The sequence below is a fragment of the Burkholderia sp. HI2714 genome (genome assembly GCF_002223085.1).
GTDB lineage: Bacteria > Pseudomonadota > Gammaproteobacteria > Burkholderiales > Burkholderiaceae > Burkholderia > Burkholderia lata_D.
Map to the genome: position 1 here is coordinate 41627 of NZ_NKFM01000026.1, position 19123 is coordinate 60749.

Annotated in this window: 17 protein-coding genes and 1 pseudogene; 6 read left to right on the plus strand and 12 right to left on the minus strand. The window is 67.9% G+C overall.

The annotated features are described in order from the left end of the window. Positions 1 to 4 precede the first annotated feature (4 nt). From CFB82_RS14565 to CFB82_RS14595, 7 genes are all read right to left on the minus strand, one after another. Positions 5 to 1114 carry an ABC transporter ATP-binding protein gene (locus CFB82_RS14565; RefSeq protein ID WP_089484495.1) on the minus strand — a complete coding sequence of 370 codons (1110 nt, stop codon included), beginning with the start codon at positions 1112 to 1114 and terminating at the stop codon, positions 5 to 7. 62 nt (positions 1115 to 1176) lie between these two features. Continuing rightward, a complete protein-coding gene (locus CFB82_RS14570; protein WP_069248724.1) occupies positions 1177 to 1863 on the minus strand; it encodes an HAD family hydrolase in 687 nt (228 codons plus the stop codon). Continuing rightward, positions 1860 to 2711, minus strand: a complete 852-nt coding sequence (locus CFB82_RS14575) for a carbohydrate ABC transporter permease (RefSeq protein ID WP_089484496.1) — start codon at positions 2709 to 2711, stop codon at positions 1860 to 1862. Before CFB82_RS14575 ends, CFB82_RS14570 begins: the two co-directional genes overlap by 4 nt. Beyond that, positions 2708 to 3661 (minus strand): carbohydrate ABC transporter permease, encoded by a 954-nt coding sequence (locus CFB82_RS14580; protein ID WP_069248726.1) that lies wholly within the window; start codon positions 3659 to 3661, stop codon positions 2708 to 2710. Before CFB82_RS14580 ends, CFB82_RS14575 begins: the two co-directional genes overlap by 4 nt. 99 nt (positions 3662 to 3760) lie before the next feature. Continuing rightward, complete coding sequence (locus tag CFB82_RS14585; protein ID WP_089484497.1) at positions 3761 to 5086, minus strand: ABC transporter substrate-binding protein; 1326 nt, start codon at positions 5084 to 5086, stop codon at positions 3761 to 3763. Positions 5087 to 5144: 58 nt separating this feature from the next. Further along, entirely contained in the window at positions 5145 to 6503 is a 1359-nt protein-coding gene (locus CFB82_RS14590) for a D-tagatose-bisphosphate aldolase, class II, non-catalytic subunit (RefSeq protein ID WP_089484498.1), read from the minus strand. Then, the gene (locus CFB82_RS14595; RefSeq protein WP_089484499.1) at positions 6491 to 7447 is read right to left on the minus strand and encodes a sugar kinase; all 957 of its coding nucleotides are present in this window, start codon (positions 7445 to 7447) and stop codon (positions 6491 to 6493) included. Before CFB82_RS14595 ends, CFB82_RS14590 begins: the two co-directional genes overlap by 13 nt. 170 nt (positions 7448 to 7617) lie before the next feature. Here CFB82_RS14595 and CFB82_RS14600 point away from each other — a divergent pair, with 170 nt between their 5' ends. Continuing rightward, positions 7618 to 8670 carry an RNA-guided endonuclease InsQ/TnpB family protein gene (locus tag CFB82_RS14600; RefSeq protein ID WP_089484505.1) on the plus strand — a complete coding sequence of 351 codons (1053 nt, stop codon included), beginning with the start codon at positions 7618 to 7620 and terminating at the stop codon, positions 8668 to 8670. 18 nt (positions 8671 to 8688) lie between these two features. Here CFB82_RS14600 and CFB82_RS14605 read toward each other — a convergent pair whose 3' ends face one another. Next, positions 8689 to 9465, minus strand: coding sequence for an L-iditol 2-dehydrogenase (locus CFB82_RS14605; protein WP_089484500.1), 777 nt, complete (start codon positions 9463 to 9465; stop codon positions 8689 to 8691). Between the two features lie 327 nt (positions 9466 to 9792). On the opposite strand from CFB82_RS14605, the gene CFB82_RS14610 reads away from it, so the two are divergent. Genes CFB82_RS14610 through CFB82_RS14625 form a run of 4 tightly spaced genes read left to right on the plus strand, consistent with a single transcriptional unit; the run spans position 9793 to position 12896 of the window. Continuing rightward, positions 9793 to 10254 carry a Fur family transcriptional regulator gene (locus CFB82_RS14610; protein WP_046546250.1) on the plus strand — a complete coding sequence of 154 codons (462 nt, stop codon included), beginning with the start codon at positions 9793 to 9795 and terminating at the stop codon, positions 10252 to 10254. Positions 10255 to 10300: 46 nt separating this feature from the next. Further along, complete coding sequence (locus tag CFB82_RS14615; RefSeq protein ID WP_089484501.1) at positions 10301 to 11215, plus strand: metal ABC transporter solute-binding protein; 915 nt, start codon at positions 10301 to 10303, stop codon at positions 11213 to 11215. Positions 11216 to 11230: 15 nt separating this feature from the next. Then, a complete protein-coding gene (locus CFB82_RS14620) occupies positions 11231 to 12121 on the plus strand; it encodes an ABC transporter ATP-binding protein (protein ID WP_069248732.1) in 891 nt (296 codons plus the stop codon). Further along, positions 12114 to 12896, plus strand: a complete 783-nt coding sequence (locus tag CFB82_RS14625) for a metal ABC transporter permease (RefSeq protein WP_027789245.1) — start codon at positions 12114 to 12116, stop codon at positions 12894 to 12896. Before CFB82_RS14620 ends, CFB82_RS14625 begins: the two co-directional genes overlap by 8 nt. 137 nt (positions 12897 to 13033) lie before the next feature. On the opposite strand, the gene fghA is transcribed toward CFB82_RS14625, so the two are convergent. The 3 genes from fghA to CFB82_RS14645 all read right to left on the minus strand — a co-directional run bounded on the left by fghA (position 13034) and on the right by CFB82_RS14645 (position 16732). Beyond that, the gene (gene fghA, locus CFB82_RS14630; RefSeq protein ID WP_060312451.1) at positions 13034 to 13882 is read right to left on the minus strand and encodes an S-formylglutathione hydrolase; all 849 of its coding nucleotides are present in this window, start codon (positions 13880 to 13882) and stop codon (positions 13034 to 13036) included. A 16-nt stretch (positions 13883 to 13898) separates the two neighbouring features. Then, a complete protein-coding gene (locus tag CFB82_RS14635; RefSeq protein WP_011353045.1) occupies positions 13899 to 15005 on the minus strand; it encodes an S-(hydroxymethyl)glutathione dehydrogenase/class III alcohol dehydrogenase in 1107 nt (368 codons plus the stop codon). Between the two features lie 275 nt (positions 15006 to 15280). After that, positions 15281 to 16732 (minus strand): xylulokinase, encoded by a 1452-nt coding sequence (locus CFB82_RS14645; RefSeq protein ID WP_089484503.1) that lies wholly within the window; start codon positions 16730 to 16732, stop codon positions 15281 to 15283. 439 nt (positions 16733 to 17171) lie between these two features. Between CFB82_RS14645 and CFB82_RS14650 the strand changes: the two genes are divergently transcribed. Beyond that, positions 17172 to 18548 (plus strand): nucleobase:cation symporter-2 family protein, encoded by a 1377-nt coding sequence (locus tag CFB82_RS14650; RefSeq protein WP_069248736.1) that lies wholly within the window; start codon positions 17172 to 17174, stop codon positions 18546 to 18548. A 363-nt stretch (positions 18549 to 18911) separates the two neighbouring features. On the opposite strand, the pseudogene CFB82_RS14655 reads toward CFB82_RS14650, so the two are convergent. After that, positions 18912 to 19123, minus strand: a pseudogene (locus CFB82_RS14655) (TolC family protein); the annotation flags it as partial.

Consider the following 19123-nt stretch of genomic DNA (forward strand, 5'->3'; position numbering starts at 1 on the left):
CGCGTCACGCCGCCTTCGCGTGCACGCTCAGCCGCCGGAACGCCTGCCCGTTTTCGTCGAACAGATGGCAGTGCTCGGCTTCCGCATGCACGTGCAGCGCGTCGCCGGTCCGGTACGTGTCGAGCGGCGGAATCCGCGCGATCAGTCCGTCCGGCGCGACAGGTGACTCCGCATACAGATACGCGGCGTCACCGAGCGACTCGACGGCCATCGTCCTGGCAGCGACGCCGGTAGCCGCGGCTTCGACTTTCAGGTGCTCGGGCCGCACGCCGACCGTCACCGCCGCACCGCGCTGCAGCCCCGCCGCGTCGACCGCGACGCGCTGTGTCTCGCCGCTGTCGAAACGCACGAGCACGCCGCCCGCGTCGACCGATTCGACGGTGCCCTTCAGGAAGTTCATCTTCGGCGAACCGATGAAGCCCGCGACGAACTGGTTCGCCGGCGCGTGGTACAGCTCGTTCGGTGTGCCGACCTGCTGCACCGCGCCGCCCGACAGCACGACGATCTTGTCGGCGAGCGTCATCGCCTCGACCTGGTCGTGCGTCACGTAGATCATCGTCGTCTTCAGCTCGTCGTGCAGCCGCGCGAACTCCAGCCGCATCTTCACGCGCAGCGCCGCGTCGAGGTTCGACAGCGGCTCGTCGAACAGGAACACCTTCGGCTTGCGCGTGATCGCGCGGCCGATCGCGACGCGCTGCCGCTGGCCGCCCGACAGCTGCTTCGGCTTGCGGTCGAGCAGGTGGTCGATGTGCAGGATCTTCGCGGCCTGCTTCACGGCCTGGTCGATCTCCGGCTTCTTCGCGCCCGCGAGCTTCAGGCCGAACGCCATGTTGTCGTACAGCGTCATGTGCGGGTACAGCGCATACGACTGGAACACCATCGCGATGCCGCGCTTCGCGCTCGGCACGTCGTTGACCTTCGCGCCGTCGATCACCAGGTCGCCGCTCGAAATATCCTCGAGGCCGGCGATCATCCGCATCAGCGTGGATTTGCCGCAGCCGCTCGGGCCGACGAACACGACGAATTCGCCGTCGGCGATGTCGAGGTTCACGTTGCGCAGCACTTCGGTGTCGTCGTAGCGCTTCGCGATGTTGCGCAGGAGCACGCTTGCCATGATCTGTCTCCGTTCGTTCGTGATGCGCCGCGTCGAACGCGGCGCGCAATCATTCGTGGTGGCTAGTTCGGCAGCACCGCGCCGGTCGCCTGCCAGCGCGCGACGTAGCCGGGCAGCTCGTGCATGTCGTCGAACACGTGACGCGCGCCGATGCCGCGCAGCGCGTCGATCTGCGCGGCCGACGCATGCCCGCCGCCGACGAAGCCGAGCACGGTCATGCCGGCCGCGGCGGCCGCGGTGATGCCGGTCACGCTGTCCTCGACCACGAGGCACTGGGCCGGCGCGACGCCGAGCGTGCGCGCCGCCGCGAGATACACGTCGGGCGCCGGCTTCGGCCGCGCGACGGCGTCCGCGCAGAACAGCCGGTCGCCGAAGAAGCGCGCGAGGCCCGTGCGGGTCAGCGCCGCCTCGACGTACGCGCGGTAGCTGTTGCTCGCGCAGGCCGTCGTCAGTTCAATCGCGGCCAGCGCCGCATCGATGCCGTCGACCATCGGCGCATTGACGGCCGCCGCCTCGACCGCGGCGCGAATTTCGACGACGTCGTCGTTCGACAGCGTGCGGCCGAGCGCGTCGCTCGCGCCGGCCAGCACGCGCTCGATGCGCAGCCCGAGCAGCGGCATCACGGCCGGCCGCGCATCGACGCCCGGCCAGCGGGCATCGAGTTCGCGCACGAGCACGTCGGCCGCCACCGCCTCGCTGTCGATCAGTACGCCGTCGCAATCGCAGATCAGGACGTTCGTCGCGGTCATTTGACGGCTCCGAACGTGAGCCCGCGCACGAGCTGCTTCTGCGACAGCCAGCCGACGATCAGGATCGGCGCGACCGCGAGCAGCGAAGCGGCGGACAGCTTCGCCCAGAACAGCCCCTCGGGGCTCGAGTACGACGCGATGAACACGGTCAGCGGCGCCGCGTTCGAACTCGACAGGTTGATGCTCCAGAACGCCTCGTTCCACGACAGGATCACGAGCAGCAGCGCGGTGGATGCGAGCCCCGGCAGCGCCATCGGCATCAGCAGGTAGACGATCTCCTGCCAGGTCGACGCGCCGTCGATGCGCCCCGCTTCGAGGATGTCCTTCGGGATTTCGTTGAAGTACGTGAAGGTCATCCACACCGCGATCGGCAGGTTGATCAGCGTGTAGACGATCACGAGGCCCGACACGGTATCGAGCAGCCCCGCGTTCTTCCACAGCAGGTAGATCGGCACCAGCACGCCGACCGACGGCATCATCTTCGTCGACAGCATCCACAGCAGCACCTTCTGCGTGCGGTGGTTCGGGAAGAACGCCATCGCGTACGCGGCCGGCACCGCGAACAGCAGCGAGATCACCGTGACGCCCGCCGAGATCAAAACCGAGTTCCATGCGAACGCGAAGTAGTTGCTGCGCGCGAACACCTCGCGGAAGCTGTCGAGCGTCGGGATGAAGAACAGCGTCGACGCATACGCCTGCTGCTCGGTCTTGAACGCGGTGATCGCCATCCAGAAGATCGGGAAGAACAGCAGGAGCGCGATCAGCCACGCGAGCGTGCCGGGCAGCGCGCGCCGCACGAGGTCGAACACGGCCGGCACGCGCCGGCTTTCGAAGGTCAGATCGCTCATTTTTCGTACTCTCCCTTCAGGTTGCGTGCGAGCATCCGAACGAGGAAGAACGACACGACGTTCGCGACCACGACGGCGATGATGCCGCCCGCGGACGCAAGGCCGACGTCGAACTGCTGCAGGCCGAGCGCGTAGATCAGGTACGACAGGTTGGTCGTCGCGTCGCCGGGACCGCCGCCGGTCGTCGTGTAGATCTCCGCGAAGATCGAAAGCAGGAAGATCGTCTCCATCATCACGACCACGGCGATCGCGCGCTTCAGGTGCGGCAGCGTGATGTAGAAGAACATCGCGATCGGGCCCGCGCCGTCGATGCGCGCCGCTTCCTTCTGCTCCTGGTCGAGCGACTGGATCGCGGTGAACAGGATCAGGAACGCGAACGGCAGCCACTGCCACGCGACGATGATGATCACCGCGGTGAGCGGGTAATCGGCGAACCAGTCGATCGGCGTCATCCCGAGCGCGCGCATCGCGTTCGCGACGAGCCCGTACACCGGATGCAGGATCATGTTCTTCCAGATCAGCGCGGACACGGTCGGCATCACGAAGAACGGCGCGATCGCGAGCAGGCGCGCGACGCCCTGCCCGTAGAACTTGCGGTCGAACAGCACGGACATCAGCACGCCGCCGATCACCGTGATCGCGAGCACCGCGCCGATCAGCACGAGCGTGTGCCAGATCGCGGGCAGGAACGACGGATCGGTCGCGAGGAAGCGGTAGTTGTCGAACCCGGCGAAGCCCTTCACGTCCGGGTTCAGCAGGTTGTAGCGCGAGAACGAATACCAGATCGTCATCGCGAGCGGAATCGACATCCACAGCAGCAGCACCGCGACGGACGGCGAGACGAGCCAGCTCGCGCCGCCGCGCGCGCGGCGCGGCGCGCCGGGCGGCGACGACGCGTCGCCGACCGACGGCGCGTGAGCGTGGCTCAGGGGAAGACGCAGGTGACGCATGATCGGAGTCCCTCCGGTTGATGCGCGGGCGCGAAGGCCAGCCCGCCTGTCAGCTTCGACGACGCGCACCGTGCGCCACCGCGCACGGTGCGGGCCGCGTTACTTCTTGTAGCCGGCCTGCCGCACCGCGCGGTCGGCGGCGGCCTGCCCGGCGGCAAGCGCCTGGTCGACCGTCATCTGGCCGGCCACCGCACCCGCGATCGACTGGCCGACCACCGTGCCGAACGACTGGAATTCAGGAATCCCGACGTACTGCACGCCCGTGTACGGCACCTTCTTCAGCGACGGATCGTTCGGGTCGGCCGTCTCGATCGCCTTCAGCACGAAGTCCGAGAACGGCGCGGCGGCCTTGTACTCGGGGCGCTGATAGGTCGACGTGCGCGTGCCCGGCGGCACCGACGCCCAGCCTTCGTCCTTGCCGACCATCTCGATGTACTGCTTCGACGTCGCCCACGCGATGAACTTGCGTGCGGCGTCCTGCTGCTTCGATGTCTTCGGCACGGCCAGCGCCCACGCCCACAGCCAGTGCGAGCCCTTCGGCGTGGCGGCGACCGGCGCGGCCGCGAAGCCGATCTTGTCGGCCACCTGCGACTGCTGTTTGTTATAGAGCATGCCGGCCGCGACCGTCGCATCGATCCACATCGCGCACTTGCCCGACGCGGTGAGGGTCAGGTTCTCGTTGAAGCCGTTCGAGCTCGCTCCCGGCGGGCCGTTCTTCTTCAGCAGGTTCACGTAGAAATTGATCGCCTTCTTCCACTCGGGCGACGTGAGCTGCGCATTCCAGTTCTCGTCGAACCAGCGGCCGCCGTACGTGTTCACGACGGTCGACACGTACGCCATGTTCTCGCCCCACCCGGCCTTGCCGCGCAGGCAGATCCCGTAGGTGCCCTTCGCCTTGTCGGTGAGCTTGTCCGCGAATTCGGCGATCTGGTCGTAGGTCGGCTGGTCGGGCATCTTCAGCCCCTTCGCCGCGAACAGGTCCTTGCGGTAGAACGTCATCGAGCTCTCGACGTAGAACGGCAGCGCGTACAGCTGGCCGTTGTACGACAGGCTGTCGCGCGCGGTCTTCACGATGTCGTTCAGGTCGTAGTCGGCGGGCAGGCCCGTCATCGGCGCGAGCCAGCCGCGCTTGCCCCACTGCGGCGTCTCGTAGGTGCCGATCGCCATCACGTCGAACTGGCCGCTGCCGGTCGTGATGTCGGTCGTCGCGCGCTGGCGCAGCACGTTCTCCTCGAGGATCACCCAGTTCAGCTTGATGTCCGGGTTCGCCTTCTCGAAGGCCGGCGACAGCTTCTTCAGCTCGATCATGTCGGGATTGTTCAGCGTCGCGATCGTCAGCGTGCCGGCGGACGCGGCGCAGGCCGCCGTCGCGAGCGCGGCTCCGGCGAAGCAGCGTGCGGCGGCGTCGAGCATCTTTCGTTGCATGGCATGTCTCCTGTGTTTGTTCGAAGTGTCGTCGGTACTGCGTTTCCTTCGCGGCCCGTCACGCCGGCCGCTGCATTCCGCACGCGCGCGCATAGTGCGCGATCACGTCGCGTATCCGGTGCCGCACCCACGCGCGCGGCTCTTTCGCCAGGCCGCCCGCACGGCAGGCTGCGTAGACGTCCGGCAACCACTGCGCGACGAGCGTTTCCGGCACCGGCTGCCGCGCCAGGTTGTCGAACAGTTGCTCGACCGCGGCCGCGACAGCCGGCTGCAGCCAGTAGTAGCGGATCCGGTCGCTGTAGCTGAACTGGCGCGCGAGCCGCTGCTCGGTTTCGTCGCCGCGGTAGTACGGTGCCCAGTGCTCGGGCTGCGCGCGCATCGCGGCATCGACGACGTCGCGCAACCGCGAGCGCTGCGCGACGTCGTCGATCAGCGCGTCCTCGATGAAGGTCAGCGCGAACAGCGCCTCGCGCAACGCGAACGTCAGCGCGGGGCCGACCTTCAGCACCGCGAAGTGGTCGCGCACGAGCGCGGCGAGTGCACCCTCGGTCTGGTAGTCGGTCGAATGCGCCTCGAACACGAGGCCCGGTGTCTGCAGGATACTCGCGCCGAGCGACGCGGCCTTGGCGCTGTCGTAGTCGAGCACGTGGCGATCGTCGAAGTCGACACCCGGCTGCGCGACGATCGCGACGACACGCGTCCACGCGTCGTCGAGCCCGGCCGCTGCGAACGCGTGGCGGTGCGCGTCGAGCGTCGCCGCGATGCTGTCGCTGCGCGTGACCGCGATCTGCGCGATCGCTGCGTCGCCGTCGCCGCCGCTGCCGCTGACTTCGCCGCCCGGCGTCGGCACCTCGGTGCCGATCACGTAGACGGGCGCGATGCCGGCACGTGCCGCCGCGTCTTCCGCCGCGCGGCACAGTTCGGCCGCGCGCGTAGCGATCGTGCGATCGTCGAGCCGCACCGGATCGTCCGCGCACGCCATGCTCGCATCGAGGTGGATCTTTTCGAAGCCGGCTTCGACGTACGCGGCGACCATCGCCGTCGCTTCGCGCATCGCGTCGGCCGCGCGGCGATGCCGCCACGGGTTCGGGCCGAGATGGTCGCCGCCGAGCACGAGCGCCGACGGCGCAAGCCCGCAACGCTGCGCGATCGCGTCGACGTCGCGGCGAAAATCGGCAGGCGTCATGCCCGTATAGCCGCCGAGATGGTTGACCTGGTTGCAGGTCGCCTCGATCAGCAATGGCGAACCGTCCGCGCGCGCCGCTTCGCACGCGGCCTCCAGCACGAGCCGGTGCGCGCTGCAGATCGAATAGATGCCGCGCTGCGCGTCCGCGCGGTTCGCGTCGAAGATCATCCGCAGCACGGCGTCCGCGTGCGCGGTACGCGAACGTTCGGCGAAGGTCGTCAGGCCGGACATGCGATACCTCGTTCGGTCAGGAAGCGGTCGATTTCGGCTGCGCTGCTGTTGCCCTCCATCGGGCCGCGCCGCGTGACCGCGATCGCCCCGGCCGCGTTCGCGCGGCGCAGCGCGGCCTCGATCGGCACGCCGGCGACGAGGCTCGCGACCAGCGTGCCGCCGAAGCAGTCGCCGGCGCCGGTCGGGTCGACTTCGTCGACCTGAAACGCCGGCGCTTCCGCACGGTTCGCGCGGTCGAACGCGACGCTGCCCTGCGCGCCGCGTTTCAGCACGACACGTTCGAGCAGCGGATGCGTCGCGAGCAGGCCCGCGATCGCGCGCTCGGCCGGCTGCGGCCCGCAGAAGAACGGCAGGTCGGCTTCGCTCGGCAGGAACAGGTGGCACGCGGCGAGCATCGCGTCGAGCGCCGCGCGCATCGGGCGAAAGCTCAGCATTTCCGGCCGCACGTTCGGATCGAACGACACCTTCGCGCCGGCGCGCGCGGCCTCGATCACGCCGCGCTGCACCGCCGCGATCGCCGATTCGCTCGTCAGCGACGAGCCCATCACGTGGAAATAGCGGCAGCCGTCGAACATCGCGGTATCGACATCGGACGCGTCGACCCACGCCGCGGCACTGGTCGACAACGTGAAAACGAAGCTGCGCGAGCCGTCGTCGCGATACGCGACGAACGCGGTGCCGGTCGGGCGCGCGACGCGGCGGATGCGCGCGACGTCGACGCCGCCGCGTTCGAGCCGCGCAACGATCGCGTCACCGAACGCGTCGCGGCCGACGCAGCCCGCATACGCAACGCGTGCGCCGAGCCGCGCGGCCTGGTCGGCGAAGATCGCCGGTGCGCCGCTCGGGAACGGCCCCTCGAACAGGCCCGGCGTCTCGAACCCCTGGCCGCGCTCGGCGGCGACGAATTCGGCGAGCAGTTCGCCGGCCACGACGATCTCGGCCATCAGGCGTGCCCTCCCGAAACCGGCGTACAAAGGGTGGCAGCCCGTGGCAGCGGCAATCCAAGCGAACGTGGATGCCACTTCATTCGTTGCTCCGACAAGCCATTGTCGGCGGCGAGAAGGAACGGTACGCGCTTGACAGGCTGTTTCTGCCACGGGTTAGGATCACCGGCATGATTCTTGTCTACCGCTACCGGGTGAAGTCGCTCAACGGGCTGCTTAACAAGCAGAGCCATGCGGTGAACTACGTCTGGAACTTCTGCAACGACACGCAAAAGCACGCGCTCAAGTGGAGCAAGAAGTGGCCAACAGGTTTCGACCTGAATGGATTGACGAGCGGGAGCAGCAAGGAGCTTGGCGTTCACTCCGGCACGATCAACGCAACTTGCGAGCAGTACGCGCAATCGCGCAGCCAGCACCGACGCCCTTACCTGCGCTATCGCGGCAAGAGATCGCTCGGCTGGGTGCCGCTGAAGGGGCGCGACTTGAAGCGCGAGGGTGATGCCTTTCGCTTTGCCGGCAACACCTTTCGCGTGTTCAACAGCAGACCGCTTCCCGAAGGCAAGATCAAGGACGGAACCAGCTTTGCGCAGGACGCGCGCGGCAACTGGTTTCTCAACATCGTGATCGAGGTGCCGGATATTCAGGCCCGCCCAATCCGTTCCGGTGTCGGAATTGATCTCGGCCTGAAAGACTTCGCCACACTTTCGACCGGCGAGAAGCTGCCTAACGATCGGTTCGGTCGATGCGCGGCTGAGAAGCTCGCGAAAGCGCAACGGGCGCGCAAGCACAAGCGACATATCGCGAAGTTGCACGCAAAGGTCGCAAACGCCCGAGCCGATTTCCAGCACAAGCTCGCACTCGATCTGGTGCGGCGGTTCGATTACATCGCGGTCGGCAACGTGTCGGCCACCAAACTCGCCAGAACCAGGATGGCGAAGAGCGTCTACGACGCATCCTGGTCGTCCTTCCGACGCAAACTCCGTTACAAAGCGATCGCGCACGGAGCCACGTTCGAGGAAGTCGACGAAAGCGGCTCTACCCAGTCCTGTTCGGCGTGCGGGTCGAAAGACAGCACGACGCGGCCGAAAGGTATCGCGGGGCTGCGAATAAGAGAGTGGGTCTGCAGTGACTGTGGTGTCGAGCATGATCGTGATACCAACGCTGCGCTAAACATTCTCCGATGCGGACATGCATCGCCAGGTGTGGGAATCCATCGCCTTTAGGCGGCGGAGGACGTCAATTCAGCTCATCCAGTTGCCGCCGTCGACGTTCAGCGTCTGGGCGGTGATGTAGTCGGCATCGGACGACGCGAGGAACAGCGCGGCGCCGGTCAGGTCGCCCGGCACGCCCATGCGGCCGAGCGGCACGGCTTCACCCACCAGCCGCTTCTTCTCGCCGAGCGGCCGGTTCTCGTAGCGCGCGAACAGTGCGTCGACCTGCTCCCACATCGGCGTGTCGACGACGCCCGGTGCGATGCCGTTCACGTTGATCCGGTGCGGCGCGAGCGCGAGCGCGGCCGACTGCGTGTAGCTGATCACCGCGGCCTTGGTCGCACAGTAGTGCGAAACGAGCGCCTCGCCACGACGCCCGGCCTGCGACGACATGTTGACGATCTTGCCGCCACGGCCCTGCTCGACCATCCGCTGCGCGACGGCCTGCATCAGGAAGAACAGCCCTTTCACGTTGACCGAGAACAGCCGGTCGAACACGTCCCACGATTCATCGAGGAGCGGCCGCATGTCGAACAGCGCCGCGTTGTTGAACAGGATGTCGACGCCACCGAAGCGCTCGACCGCCGTGGTGACGATCCGCTCGATGTCGTCGCGGCGCGTGACGTCCGCGGTGACGGCCACCGCGCGGCCGGGGTTCGCCTCGATGAGCCGCGCGAGCGAGCCGCCTGCCGGCTTCAGGTCGACGAGCACGCAGCGTGCGCCCTCGTCCAGATAGCGTTGCGCGACCGCCTCGCCGATGCCGCTTGCGGCGCCCGTCAGGATCGCGACCTTGTCTTCCAGTCTCACTGGCTGTCTCCGGTTCGTTCTGCTTCGACGGCGGCGAGGTGAGCGAACGCTCGCCAACCGATCAATTGCTCTGTTGGTGATCGAATGATCGGATACGCGATTCGCGCTGTCAAGGCGACGTGACGGCTTTCTATGACGCGCTGCGGCACAACGGCGCAGCGTGGCGGCCCGCCGCGCACGCCCGGCAAGGCGCGGCGCGTACGGTGCGGCGCGGTCGGATCGGCAATGAAGGGGACGGAGCAAGGACGGGAACGGGATTTCGCGCTGCACGGCGCGGCGATACGTTATATCATCGCCGTACTTTGTTTCATCGCCCTGCTTCACGCCATGGCTACCTCCTCGTCCATTGACGCCCGGCTGTCCCGGGCCGACGCATTCGCCGCCGAGCACGGGCTCGCGTGGACGCCACTGCGCCGCCAGGTCTACGAACGCGTGCTGGCCGCGCAGCGCCCGATCGGCGCGTACGACCTGCTCGCCGAGCTCGAGCCGCAGCGCGGCCGCGTGCCGCCCACGACCGTCTATCGCGCGCTGGATTTCCTCGTCGAGCACGGCTTCATCCACCGGATCGAATCGAAGAACGCGTTCTTCGCGTGCTGCGAGATCGGCGTGCCGCACGAAGGCCAGTTCCTGATCTGCGACTCGTGCGGCGACACCGTCGAGATTCCCGGCGGCGACCTCGCGAAGCAGTTGTCCGCGAGCGAGCCCGCGCACGGTTTCGAAGTCCACCACCAGGTCGTCGAGCTGAGCGGCCTGTGCGGGCACTGCAAGCACAAGCCCGCACAACGCTGACGCGTTTCGCGCGGCGCCCGCGCCGCCCCTTCCAACGAGGAGTTCCATGTCCATTGCCCTGAAGCGCACGCCGCGGCGTGCCCTGTCGCCTGTCCGCTGGCTCGCCGCCGCCGTTGCCGCCCTGTCGCTCGCGGCCCCCGCGTTCGCGCAGGCCGCGACCGTCAACGTCGTGGCCGCCGAGAATTTCTACGGCGACGTCGCGTCGCAAATCGGCGGCAGCCACGTCTCGGTGACGAGCATTCTCAGCAATCCGGACCAGGACCCGCACCTGTTCGAAGCGAGCCCGAAGACCGCTCGCGCGCTCCAGCACGCGCAGGTCGTGATCTACAACGGCGCCAACTACGATCCGTGGATGAGCAAGCTGCTCGGCGCGTCGAAGCAGGCGAAGCGCGCGACGATCGTCGTCGCCGATCTGGTCGGCAAGAAGGCCGGCGACAACCCGCACCTGTGGTACGACCCGGCGACGATGCCGGCCGCCGCGCGCGCGATCGCGGCCGAACTCGGCCGCGCCGACCCGGCGAACAAGGCCGACTACGACGCGAACCTGCAGAAGTTCGTTGCGTCGCTGAAGTCCGTCGACGACAAGGTTGCCGCGCTGCGCGCGCAGTACAAGGGCGTGCCGGTCACGGCCACCGAGCCCGTGTTCGGCTACATGTCCGACGCGATCGGCCTCGACATGCGCAACCAGCGCTTCCAGCTCGCGACGATGAACGACACCGAAGCGAGCGCGCAGGACGTCGCCGCGTTCGAGAACGACCTGCGCAAGAAGCAGGTGCGCGTGCTGATCTACAACAGCCAGGCCGAAGAACCGATGACCAAGCGCATGCTGAAGATCGCGCGCGACGGCGGCGTGCCGACCGTCAGCGTCACCGAGACGCAGCCGGCCGGCAAGACCTTCCAGCAATGGATGGCCGGCCAGCTCGACGCGCTCTCGACCGCGCTGGCCGCCGGCAAGAAATAAACACTCCGTAACGAAATGACCGTCACTCCTCACGCACTCGCCGTCGATCGCGTCACGCTCGAACTGGGCGGACGCACGATCCTGCGCGACGTCAGCTTCTCGATCGAACCCGGCGAATTCGTCGGCGTGCTCGGGCCGAACGGCGCGGGCAAGACGACGCTGATGCGCGCGGTGCTCGGCCTCGTGCCCGTGTCGGCCGGTACGCTGTCCGTCGGCGGTGCGCCGGTCGTGCGCGGCAACGCGTCGATCGGCTACATGCCGCAGATCAGAAGCGGCCTCGCGAACCGCCGGATGCGCGGCTACGACTTCGTCGCGATGGCCGCCGACGGCCACCGCTGGGGGCTGCCGCACACGACCGCGGCGACGCGCCGCGACGTCGACCGCGTGCTCGATCTCGTCGGCGGCCAGACGCTCGCGCGCCGGCCGCTGTCGGAATTGTCCGGCGGCGAGCGGCAGCGCCTGCTGCTCGCACAGTGCCTGCTCGGCAACCCGAAGCTGCTGCTGCTCGACGAGCCGCTGATCAGCCTCGACCCGAATCACCAGCGCGGCGTCGTCGAACTCGTGCGCAACGTGCAGCGCGAGCTCGGCATCACCGTGCTGTTCTCCGCGCACGAACTGAATCCGCTGCTGAACGCGCTCGACCGCGTGCTGTATCTCGGCAACGGCGTCGCGGCGCTCGGCACCGTCGACGAGGTGATCACGAAGCCGGTGCTGTCGCGGCTCTACGGTTCGCCGATCGACGTGATGCGCGTGAACGGCAAGATCTTCGTGATGTCGGGCGACGTCGAGATCGAGAAGCACGACCACGAACACGAGGACGACGACGGTCACTCGCACGGCGGTGGCGGCGGCCACGGCCATCACCACCACGGACACGCTCATCCCGGGCATTCGCACGATGTTTGAATACGACTTCATGATCAACGCCTTCGCGGCGTCGGGGATCGTCGCGGTGCTCGCGGGCATCGTCGGCTACTTCCTGGTGCTGCGCGGGCAGACCTTCGCCGGCCATGCGCTGTCGCACGTCGGCTTCACCGGCGCGACGGGCGCGGTGCTGCTCGGCATCTCGCCGATCTGGGGGATGGTCGGCTTCACGCTCGCGGCCGGGATCGGGATGGGCGCGCTCGGCGAGAAGCTCGCGGGCCGCGACGTCGCGATCGGCGTGATCCTGTCCGGCGCGCTCGGCTTCGGCCTGCTGTTCCTGCATTTCTATACGTCGTTCGCGACGCAGGTCACCGCGCTGCTGTTCGGCAACGTGCTCGCGGTGAGCCACGACACGCTCGCGGTGCTCGCCGGCATCGGCGCGGTGAGCCTGCTCGCGCTCGCGCTGATCGCACGGCCGCTGCTGTTCGCGTCGCTGCAGCCCGAACTGGCCGAAGCCAAGGGCGTGTCGCTGCGCACGGTGTCGATGCTGTTCCTCGCGGTGTGCGCGCTCGCCGTGGCCGCGGCAACGCAGATCGTCGGCGTGCTGCTGGTGTTCACGCTGCTGGTCGGGCCGGCTGCCGCCGCGCAGAACGTGACGACGCGGCTGTCGACCGGCGTGCTGCTCGCCGCGCTGTTCGCGCTGTTCGAAGCGTGGCTCGGCATCGTGCTCGCGTATCACACCGACTGGCCGACGAGCTTCTGGATCACCGCGCTGTCGGCGCTCGTATACGGCGCGAGCCTGTTGCGGCGCCACTGAGCGCCGCCAGGCGGATCGCCGCCCGAAGGAAATGAAAAAACGCCGGCGTGCCCGAGGGCAGCGCCGGCGTTTTTTCATGCGCGCGATCGTGCGGCGCGCGGTATGCCGCCGTGTGTTTTACCTGCTTCCCTTCCCGCTCATCGTGCGAGCACGCGCGCATGATGCGCGATGTGATCGGCGATGAACGTCGAGATGAAGTAATACCCGTGGTCGTAGCCCGGATGGCGGCGCAGCGTCAGCGGCTGGCCGGCCTTCGCGCACGCGGCTTCGAACACGTCGGGGTTCAGCTGGTTCGCGAGGAACTGATCGGCGAGACCCTGATCGACGAGGATGCCGTCTGCGAACTTCGGCGCATCGGCGCGCGCGACGAGTTCGCTCGCGTCGTGTGCCTTCCATGCTTCGCGATCGGCGCCCAGATAACCCGAGAACGCCTTCTCGCCCCACGGGCAGCGCGTCGGCGCGGCGATCGGCGCAAACGCCGACACCGACCGGTACAGGCCCGGATGGCGCAGCGCAAGCGTCAGCGCGCCGTGCCCGCCCATCGAGTGGCCGAAAATCCCCAACCGCGCGCCGTCGATCGGCAGCTCGGCCGTGACCAGCTCGCGCAGCTCGCCCGTCACGTACGACTCCATCCGGTAATGCGCGGACCACGGCGCCTCGGTCGCATCGACATAGAAGCCCGCGCCGACGCCGAAGTCCCACGCATCGGTTTCGCCCGGCACGCCCGCGCCGCGCGGGCTCGTATCGGGCATCACGAGCGCGATGCCGTGCTGCGCCGCGTATTGCTGCGCGCCGGCCTTGATCGCGAACGTCTCGTCGGTGCACGTGAGCCCCGCGAGATAGAACAGCGCCGGCACGCGGCCGTGCGCGGCCTGCGGCGGCAGGTACACCGAGAACTTCATCGGCAGGCCGATGGCCGCCGAATCGTGACGGTAGAAACGCTGCTCGCCGCCGTGGCACGCATGCGAGGAAACGAGTTCGAGCATCGCGGTGCGCTCCCGGTCAGTACAGCACGACCGAGCGGATCGACTCGCCGGCCTTCATCAGGTCGAAGCCTTCGTTGATCCGCTCGAGCGGCAGCGTGTGCGTGATCAGGTCGTCGATGTTGATCTTGCCTTCCATGTACCAGTCGACGATCTTCGGCACGTCGGTGCGGCCGCGCGCGCCGCCGAACGCCGAGCCCTTCCATTCGCGGCCCGTCACGAGCTGGAACGGACGCGTGCTGATTTCCTCGCCCGCTGCCGCCACGCCGATGATGAACGACTGGCCCCAGCCCTTGTGCGTGCACTCGAGCGCCTGGCGCATCAGCTTCACGTTGCCCACGCATTCGAACGAGTAGTCCGCACCGCCGTCGGTCAGCTGCACGATGTGGTCGACCACGTTCTCGACTTCGTTCGGGTTGATGAAGTGCGTCATCCCGAACTTCTTCGCGAGCTCGACGCGCTTCGGGTTGATGTCGACGCCGATGATCTTGTCCGCGCCGACCATCTTAGCGCCCTGGATCACGTTCAGGCCGATGCCGCCGAGGCCGAACACGACGACGTTCGCGCCCGCCTCGACCTTCGCCGAGTACACGACCGCGCCGACGCCCGTCGTCACGCCGCAGCCGATGTAGCAGATCTTGTCGAACGGCGCGTCCTCGCGCACCTTCGCGACCGCGATCTCCGGCACGACGATGTAGTTCGAGAACGTGGACGTGCCCATGTAGTGGAACAGCGGCTTGCCGTCGAGCGAGAAGCGCGACGTCGCGTCGGGCATCAGGCCCTTGCCCTGCGTCGCGCGGATCTTCTGGCACAGGTTGGTCTTGCGCGACAGGCAGAACTTGCACTCGCGGCATTCCGGCGTGTAGAGCGGGATCACGTGGTCGCCCTTGCGCAGGGTGCCGACGCCGGGGCCGACGTCGACCACGACGCCCGCGCCTTCATGGCCGAGGATCGCCGGGAAGATCCCTTCCGGATCGGCGCCCGACAGCGTGTAGTAGTCGGTGTGACAGATGCCCGTCGCCTTCACCTCGATCAGCACTTCGCCTGCGCGCGGCCCTTCCAGATCGACTTCCTCGATCGTCAGCGGCGCGCCCGCCTTCCATGCAATCGCTGCTTTCGTCTTCATCGTGTGACTCCTGTCGGTGTGTGAGGTCAGCCCGGGTCGGCGCGTCAGCGCTCATGTCGGCCGGCGTGAGTGCGCGAGCACCGACGCCGGCCTCATGCTTCGCACCGGGTTCCATGCAAAGCTGTCGAAGCCGTGCCGTGCGGCATCGCGCACGGCACGGCGAAAGAATCTCGTGCTCGCCATGATGGCCGCTCCGGCCGCGCATCGCGTGCGGGAAACGGTCGCCGGCTTGCCACGATGCGTCATCGCTGACGCAAAAGAACAAGTGTTCGAGTTTAAACGCCCGTCGTGAACCATGCATCCGTTCGCGCATACAGATCGACGAAGCGCGCGTGGCGCGCGGCCAGCGCGCGATCGTCGCGCGGCGCGGCAACCGGCGACGCGGCCGGCGCCAGCGCGTGCAGCGCGTCTTCCCGCCAGTGCCCGATCGCGACGCCCGCGAGCAGCGCGGCGCCGCGCGTCGCGGCGTTCGGGCAGTCGATCGCGTGGAGCGACGCGCCCAGCGCATCGGCCAGCAGCTGGCGCCAGCGCGGATCGACCGAGCCGCCGCCCGCGAGACGCAGCATCGCGACCGGGTCGCCGCGATCGGCGTCGCGGATTGCATCGAGCCCCGCGCGCAACGCGAACGCGACGCCTTCGAACGCGGCGCGCATCATCGCGCCGCGCGTGTCGCCGAGCCCGAGGCCGAGCCAGCCGCCGCGCGCATCGGGGTTCATCCACGGCGATCGCTCGCCCGTCAGGTACGGCAGGAAGCACAGGCGTTCCGACGCCGCGTGGGCAAACGCGTCGTCATACGCATCGGCCCACTGCGCGTAGCCGAGCCAGCCGCGCACGGCTTCGAGCGCGAGCCCGACGTTCTGCATCGCGGCCATCGTGTAATAGCCGCCGCCGGCCGCCGCGCGATAGCGATGCAGCCCGCGTCGCGCGGGCGGCAGCGCATCCGCGAGTACGACGATCTGGCCGCCGCTGCCCGTCGTCAGCAGCGCGTCGCCGGCGGCGGCAAGCCCGCTGCCGAGCGCCGCGCATGCGGTGTCGGCCGCGCCCGTCGCCAGCGGCACGCCGGCCGGCAGGCCAAGCGCCTTGGCAGCCTGCGCGCCGAGCGTGCCGCAGCGCGCGGTCGACGGAAGGACCGGTGCGAACCGGTCGGCCGGCAGGCCGAGCGCGTCGATCAATGCGCCGTCCCATGCGCCGTCGGGCGTCGCGAGCGCGGTCGCGCACGCGTCGCTCGGATCGGCCGCGACGTCGCCGCCCAGCGCGATGCGCAACCAGTCCTTCGGCTGCACGGCCCAGCGCGCGGCGCGCAGCGCTTCGGGTTCATGCGTGGCCAGCCAGCGCAACAGCGGGCCGGCCATGCCCGGCGCGACAGGGTTCGGTGCGATGGCCGAACCGGCGGTGCGCCAATCGGCCGCCTCCGCTTCGCGCACCGCGCGCGTGTCGGGCCACAGCAGCGCGGGCCGCACCGGCTGCCCCGCCGCGTCGATCAGCACGACACCGTGCATCTGCCCCGAGAACCCGATCGCCGCCACCTGCGCACGCTCGTCGGCCGGCAGCCGCGCGGCCGCGCGCACGAGCGCCTGCCACCACGTGTCCGGCGCGATCTCCGCCCAGCCGGGCTGCGGCGACAACAGCGCATAAGGTTCGCTCGCGACCGCCCGCTCGACGCCGTCGGCGTCGAGCGTGACGAGTTTGACGGAGCCGGTGCCGAGGTCGATTCCGAGCAGGCGCATGACGTGAGGGCGAATTCGAATGAACGGATGTCGATGATAACGGGATCGCGATGCGCGCCCCGTTTTTCGCCGCCACAGCGACAGGCCGAAAGCGCGGTCACCGGCCGGGTTCCACCCGGCTGCACCTTGCAGGCAAAAGCGGCCGTTCACGGGTTAACCCGGCACGATTTTTCCCAGGCACTTTTTGCCACTATGCCGCCCGCCCGATACACACCATAAAGCGGCCGATATTTGGCACGGGGGCCAGCGCTATTTTGAAGGGCTATAAAACCGGGAAACCTCACTCCTGCGGCTGTTTCCCGATGATCGACACCCTGTTGCATGCCGAAATGGCATATCGAACCAGCAAAGAACGGAATAGGACCCAGCGCTCTTGTTGCGTTGATTCATTCCGCATAACTTCGTATCACCCCGAAAACAAGATCATGGAGTGAGACAGATGCAACCGAACACGGTCCATCCGTGCGATGAGGTGCTGCCGACCGGCAAGCTGGTAACGCTTGGCCTGCAACACGTCCTCGTCATGTACGCCGGCGCTGTCGCCGTGCCGCTTATCGTCGGCGCCGCGCTCAAGCTGCCGAAAGACCAGATCGCGTTCCTGATCAGCGCCGATCTGTTTTCGTGCGGCATCGCCACGCTGATCCAGACGCTCGGCCTGTGGATCTTCGGGATCCGCCTGCCCGTCATCATGGGCTGCACGTTCGCGGCAGTCGGCCCGATGATCGCGATCGGCACCAACCCCGGCCTCGGCATCCTCGACATCTTCGGCTCGACCATCGCGGCCGGCATCATCGGCATCGTGCTCGCGCCGATGATCGGCAAGCTGTTGCGGTTCTTCCCGCCCGTGGTCGTCGGCACGGTGATCGCGGTGATCGGGCTGTCGCTGATGGAAGTGGGCATCAACTGGGCGGCAGGCGGTGTCGGCAACCCCGAATACGGCAGCCCCGTCTATCTCGGCCTGTCGCTGCTCGTGCTCACGCTGATCCTGCTGATCAACAAGTACGGCCGCGGCTTCGTCGCGAACATCTCGGTGCTGCTCGGCATCGTCGCCGGCTTCGCGATCGCCTTCGCGATCGGCCGCGTGAACACCGACGGCGTCGCGCACGCACCGTGGGTCGGCTTCGTGATGCCGTTCCACTTCGGCCTGCCGCACTTCGACCCGCTGTCGATCGTGACGATGGTCACGGTGATGTTCGTCACGTTCATCGAATCGACCGGCATGTTCCTCGCGGTCGGCGACATGGTCGATCGCCCAGTCAACCAGGAGCGCCTCGTGCGCGGCCTGCGCGTCGACGGCCTCGGCACGCTGATCGGCGGCATCTTCAACTCGTTCCCGCATACGTCGTTCTCGCAGAACGTCGGCCTGATCGGCGTGACGGGCGTGAAGAGCCGTTTCGTGTGCGCCACCGGCGGCGTGATCCTCGTGCTGCTCGGCCTGTTCCCGAAGATGGCGCAGGTCGTCGCATCGGTGCCGCCGTTCGTGCTCGGCGGTGCGGGCATCGTGATGTTCGGGATGGTGGCGGCGAACGGCATCAAGGTGCTGTCGAAGGTCGACTTCGTGAACAACACGCACAACCTGTTCATCGTCGCCGTGAGCGTCGGCATGGGCCTCGTGCCGGTCGTGTCGCCGCACTTCTTCTCGAAGCTGCCGCCCGCGCTCGCCCCGATCCTGCACAGCGGCATCCTGCTGGCATCGGCGACGGCCGTGATCCTCAACATCGTGTTCAACGGCGTGAAAGGCGAGAAGGACGCACGCTGCGACATCCGCCGCGCCGGACACGACTTCGACGGGCGTCCCGCCGACGTGCATCACTGATCGCCTCACGACGGGCGTCCGCGCGGAGAAGCGGTAACGAAAAACGCCACGGCATGCCGTGGCGTTTTGCTTTGCGGGGCTGGATTGTGCGCGGTGATCGGTCGGACGGTCATCGCGCGTGAAAGCGGGTCGCCCACGGGCGCGGCACACGATGCTCGCTGGCCACGCAGGCTGACTGGACCGGCGCGATAAGCGACACCGGAGCCCGATACGCGCATCGTCATCCCGACCATCTTCGCGCCGCGCGATTCGAGCACGCAAAATAAAACGCCACGGACTTTCATCCGCGGCGTTCTTGTTTCCGCAACCAGCCGGTTCGAAAGACAAGCGCGGTAAACCGCGCGTGCCCTTCCTTGCTTGCGCTTACCCGTTCGTCGCCGTTGCCGACGCAGGCGCCGGAGCGGCCGCCTTGTCGTAGTCGACCGGTGCATCCGGCGCGCGCGGCGTTTCGCCGGCCCGCTCGATCCACCCGCCGCCCAGCGAACGGTACAGGTTGACCAGGTTGGTCCAGCGTGCCAGACGCGCATTGATCAGCGACTGCTGCGCGCTGTACAGGTCCGTCTGCGCGGTCAGCA

Coding starts and splice junctions, on each gene's coding strand:
- CFB82_RS14565 (WP_089484495.1), bottom strand. CDS start 1,114: ATGGCAAGCGTGCTCCTGCGCAACATCGCGAAGCGCTACGACGACACC.
- CFB82_RS14570 (WP_069248724.1), bottom strand. CDS start 1,863: ATGACCGCGACGAACGTCCTGATCTGCGATTGCGACGGCGTACTGATC.
- CFB82_RS14575 (WP_089484496.1), bottom strand. CDS start 2,711: ATGAGCGATCTGACCTTCGAAAGCCGGCGCGTGCCGGCCGTGTTCGAC.
- CFB82_RS14580 (WP_069248726.1), bottom strand. CDS start 3,661: ATGCGTCACCTGCGTCTTCCCCTGAGCCACGCTCACGCGCCGTCGGTC.
- CFB82_RS14585 (WP_089484497.1), bottom strand. CDS start 5,086: ATGCAACGAAAGATGCTCGACGCCGCCGCACGCTGCTTCGCCGGAGCC.
- CFB82_RS14590 (WP_089484498.1), bottom strand. CDS start 6,503: ATGTCCGGCCTGACGACCTTCGCCGAACGTTCGCGTACCGCGCACGCG.
- CFB82_RS14595 (WP_089484499.1), bottom strand. CDS start 7,447: ATGGCCGAGATCGTCGTGGCCGGCGAACTGCTCGCCGAATTCGTCGCC.
- CFB82_RS14600 (WP_089484505.1), top strand. CDS start 7,618: ATGATTCTTGTCTACCGCTACCGGGTGAAGTCGCTCAACGGGCTGCTT.
- CFB82_RS14610 (WP_046546250.1), top strand. CDS start 9,793: ATGGCTACCTCCTCGTCCATTGACGCCCGGCTGTCCCGGGCCGACGCA.
- CFB82_RS14615 (WP_089484501.1), top strand. CDS start 10,301: ATGTCCATTGCCCTGAAGCGCACGCCGCGGCGTGCCCTGTCGCCTGTC.
- CFB82_RS14620 (WP_069248732.1), top strand. CDS start 11,231: ATGACCGTCACTCCTCACGCACTCGCCGTCGATCGCGTCACGCTCGAA.
- CFB82_RS14625 (WP_027789245.1), top strand. CDS start 12,114: ATGTTTGAATACGACTTCATGATCAACGCCTTCGCGGCGTCGGGGATC.
- fghA (WP_060312451.1), bottom strand. CDS start 13,882: ATGCTCGAACTCGTTTCCTCGCATGCGTGCCACGGCGGCGAGCAGCGT.
- CFB82_RS14635 (WP_011353045.1), bottom strand. CDS start 15,005: ATGAAGACGAAAGCAGCGATTGCATGGAAGGCGGGCGCGCCGCTGACG.
- CFB82_RS14645 (WP_089484503.1), bottom strand. CDS start 16,732: ATGCGCCTGCTCGGAATCGACCTCGGCACCGGCTCCGTCAAACTCGTC.
- CFB82_RS14650 (WP_069248736.1), top strand. CDS start 17,172: ATGCAACCGAACACGGTCCATCCGTGCGATGAGGTGCTGCCGACCGGC.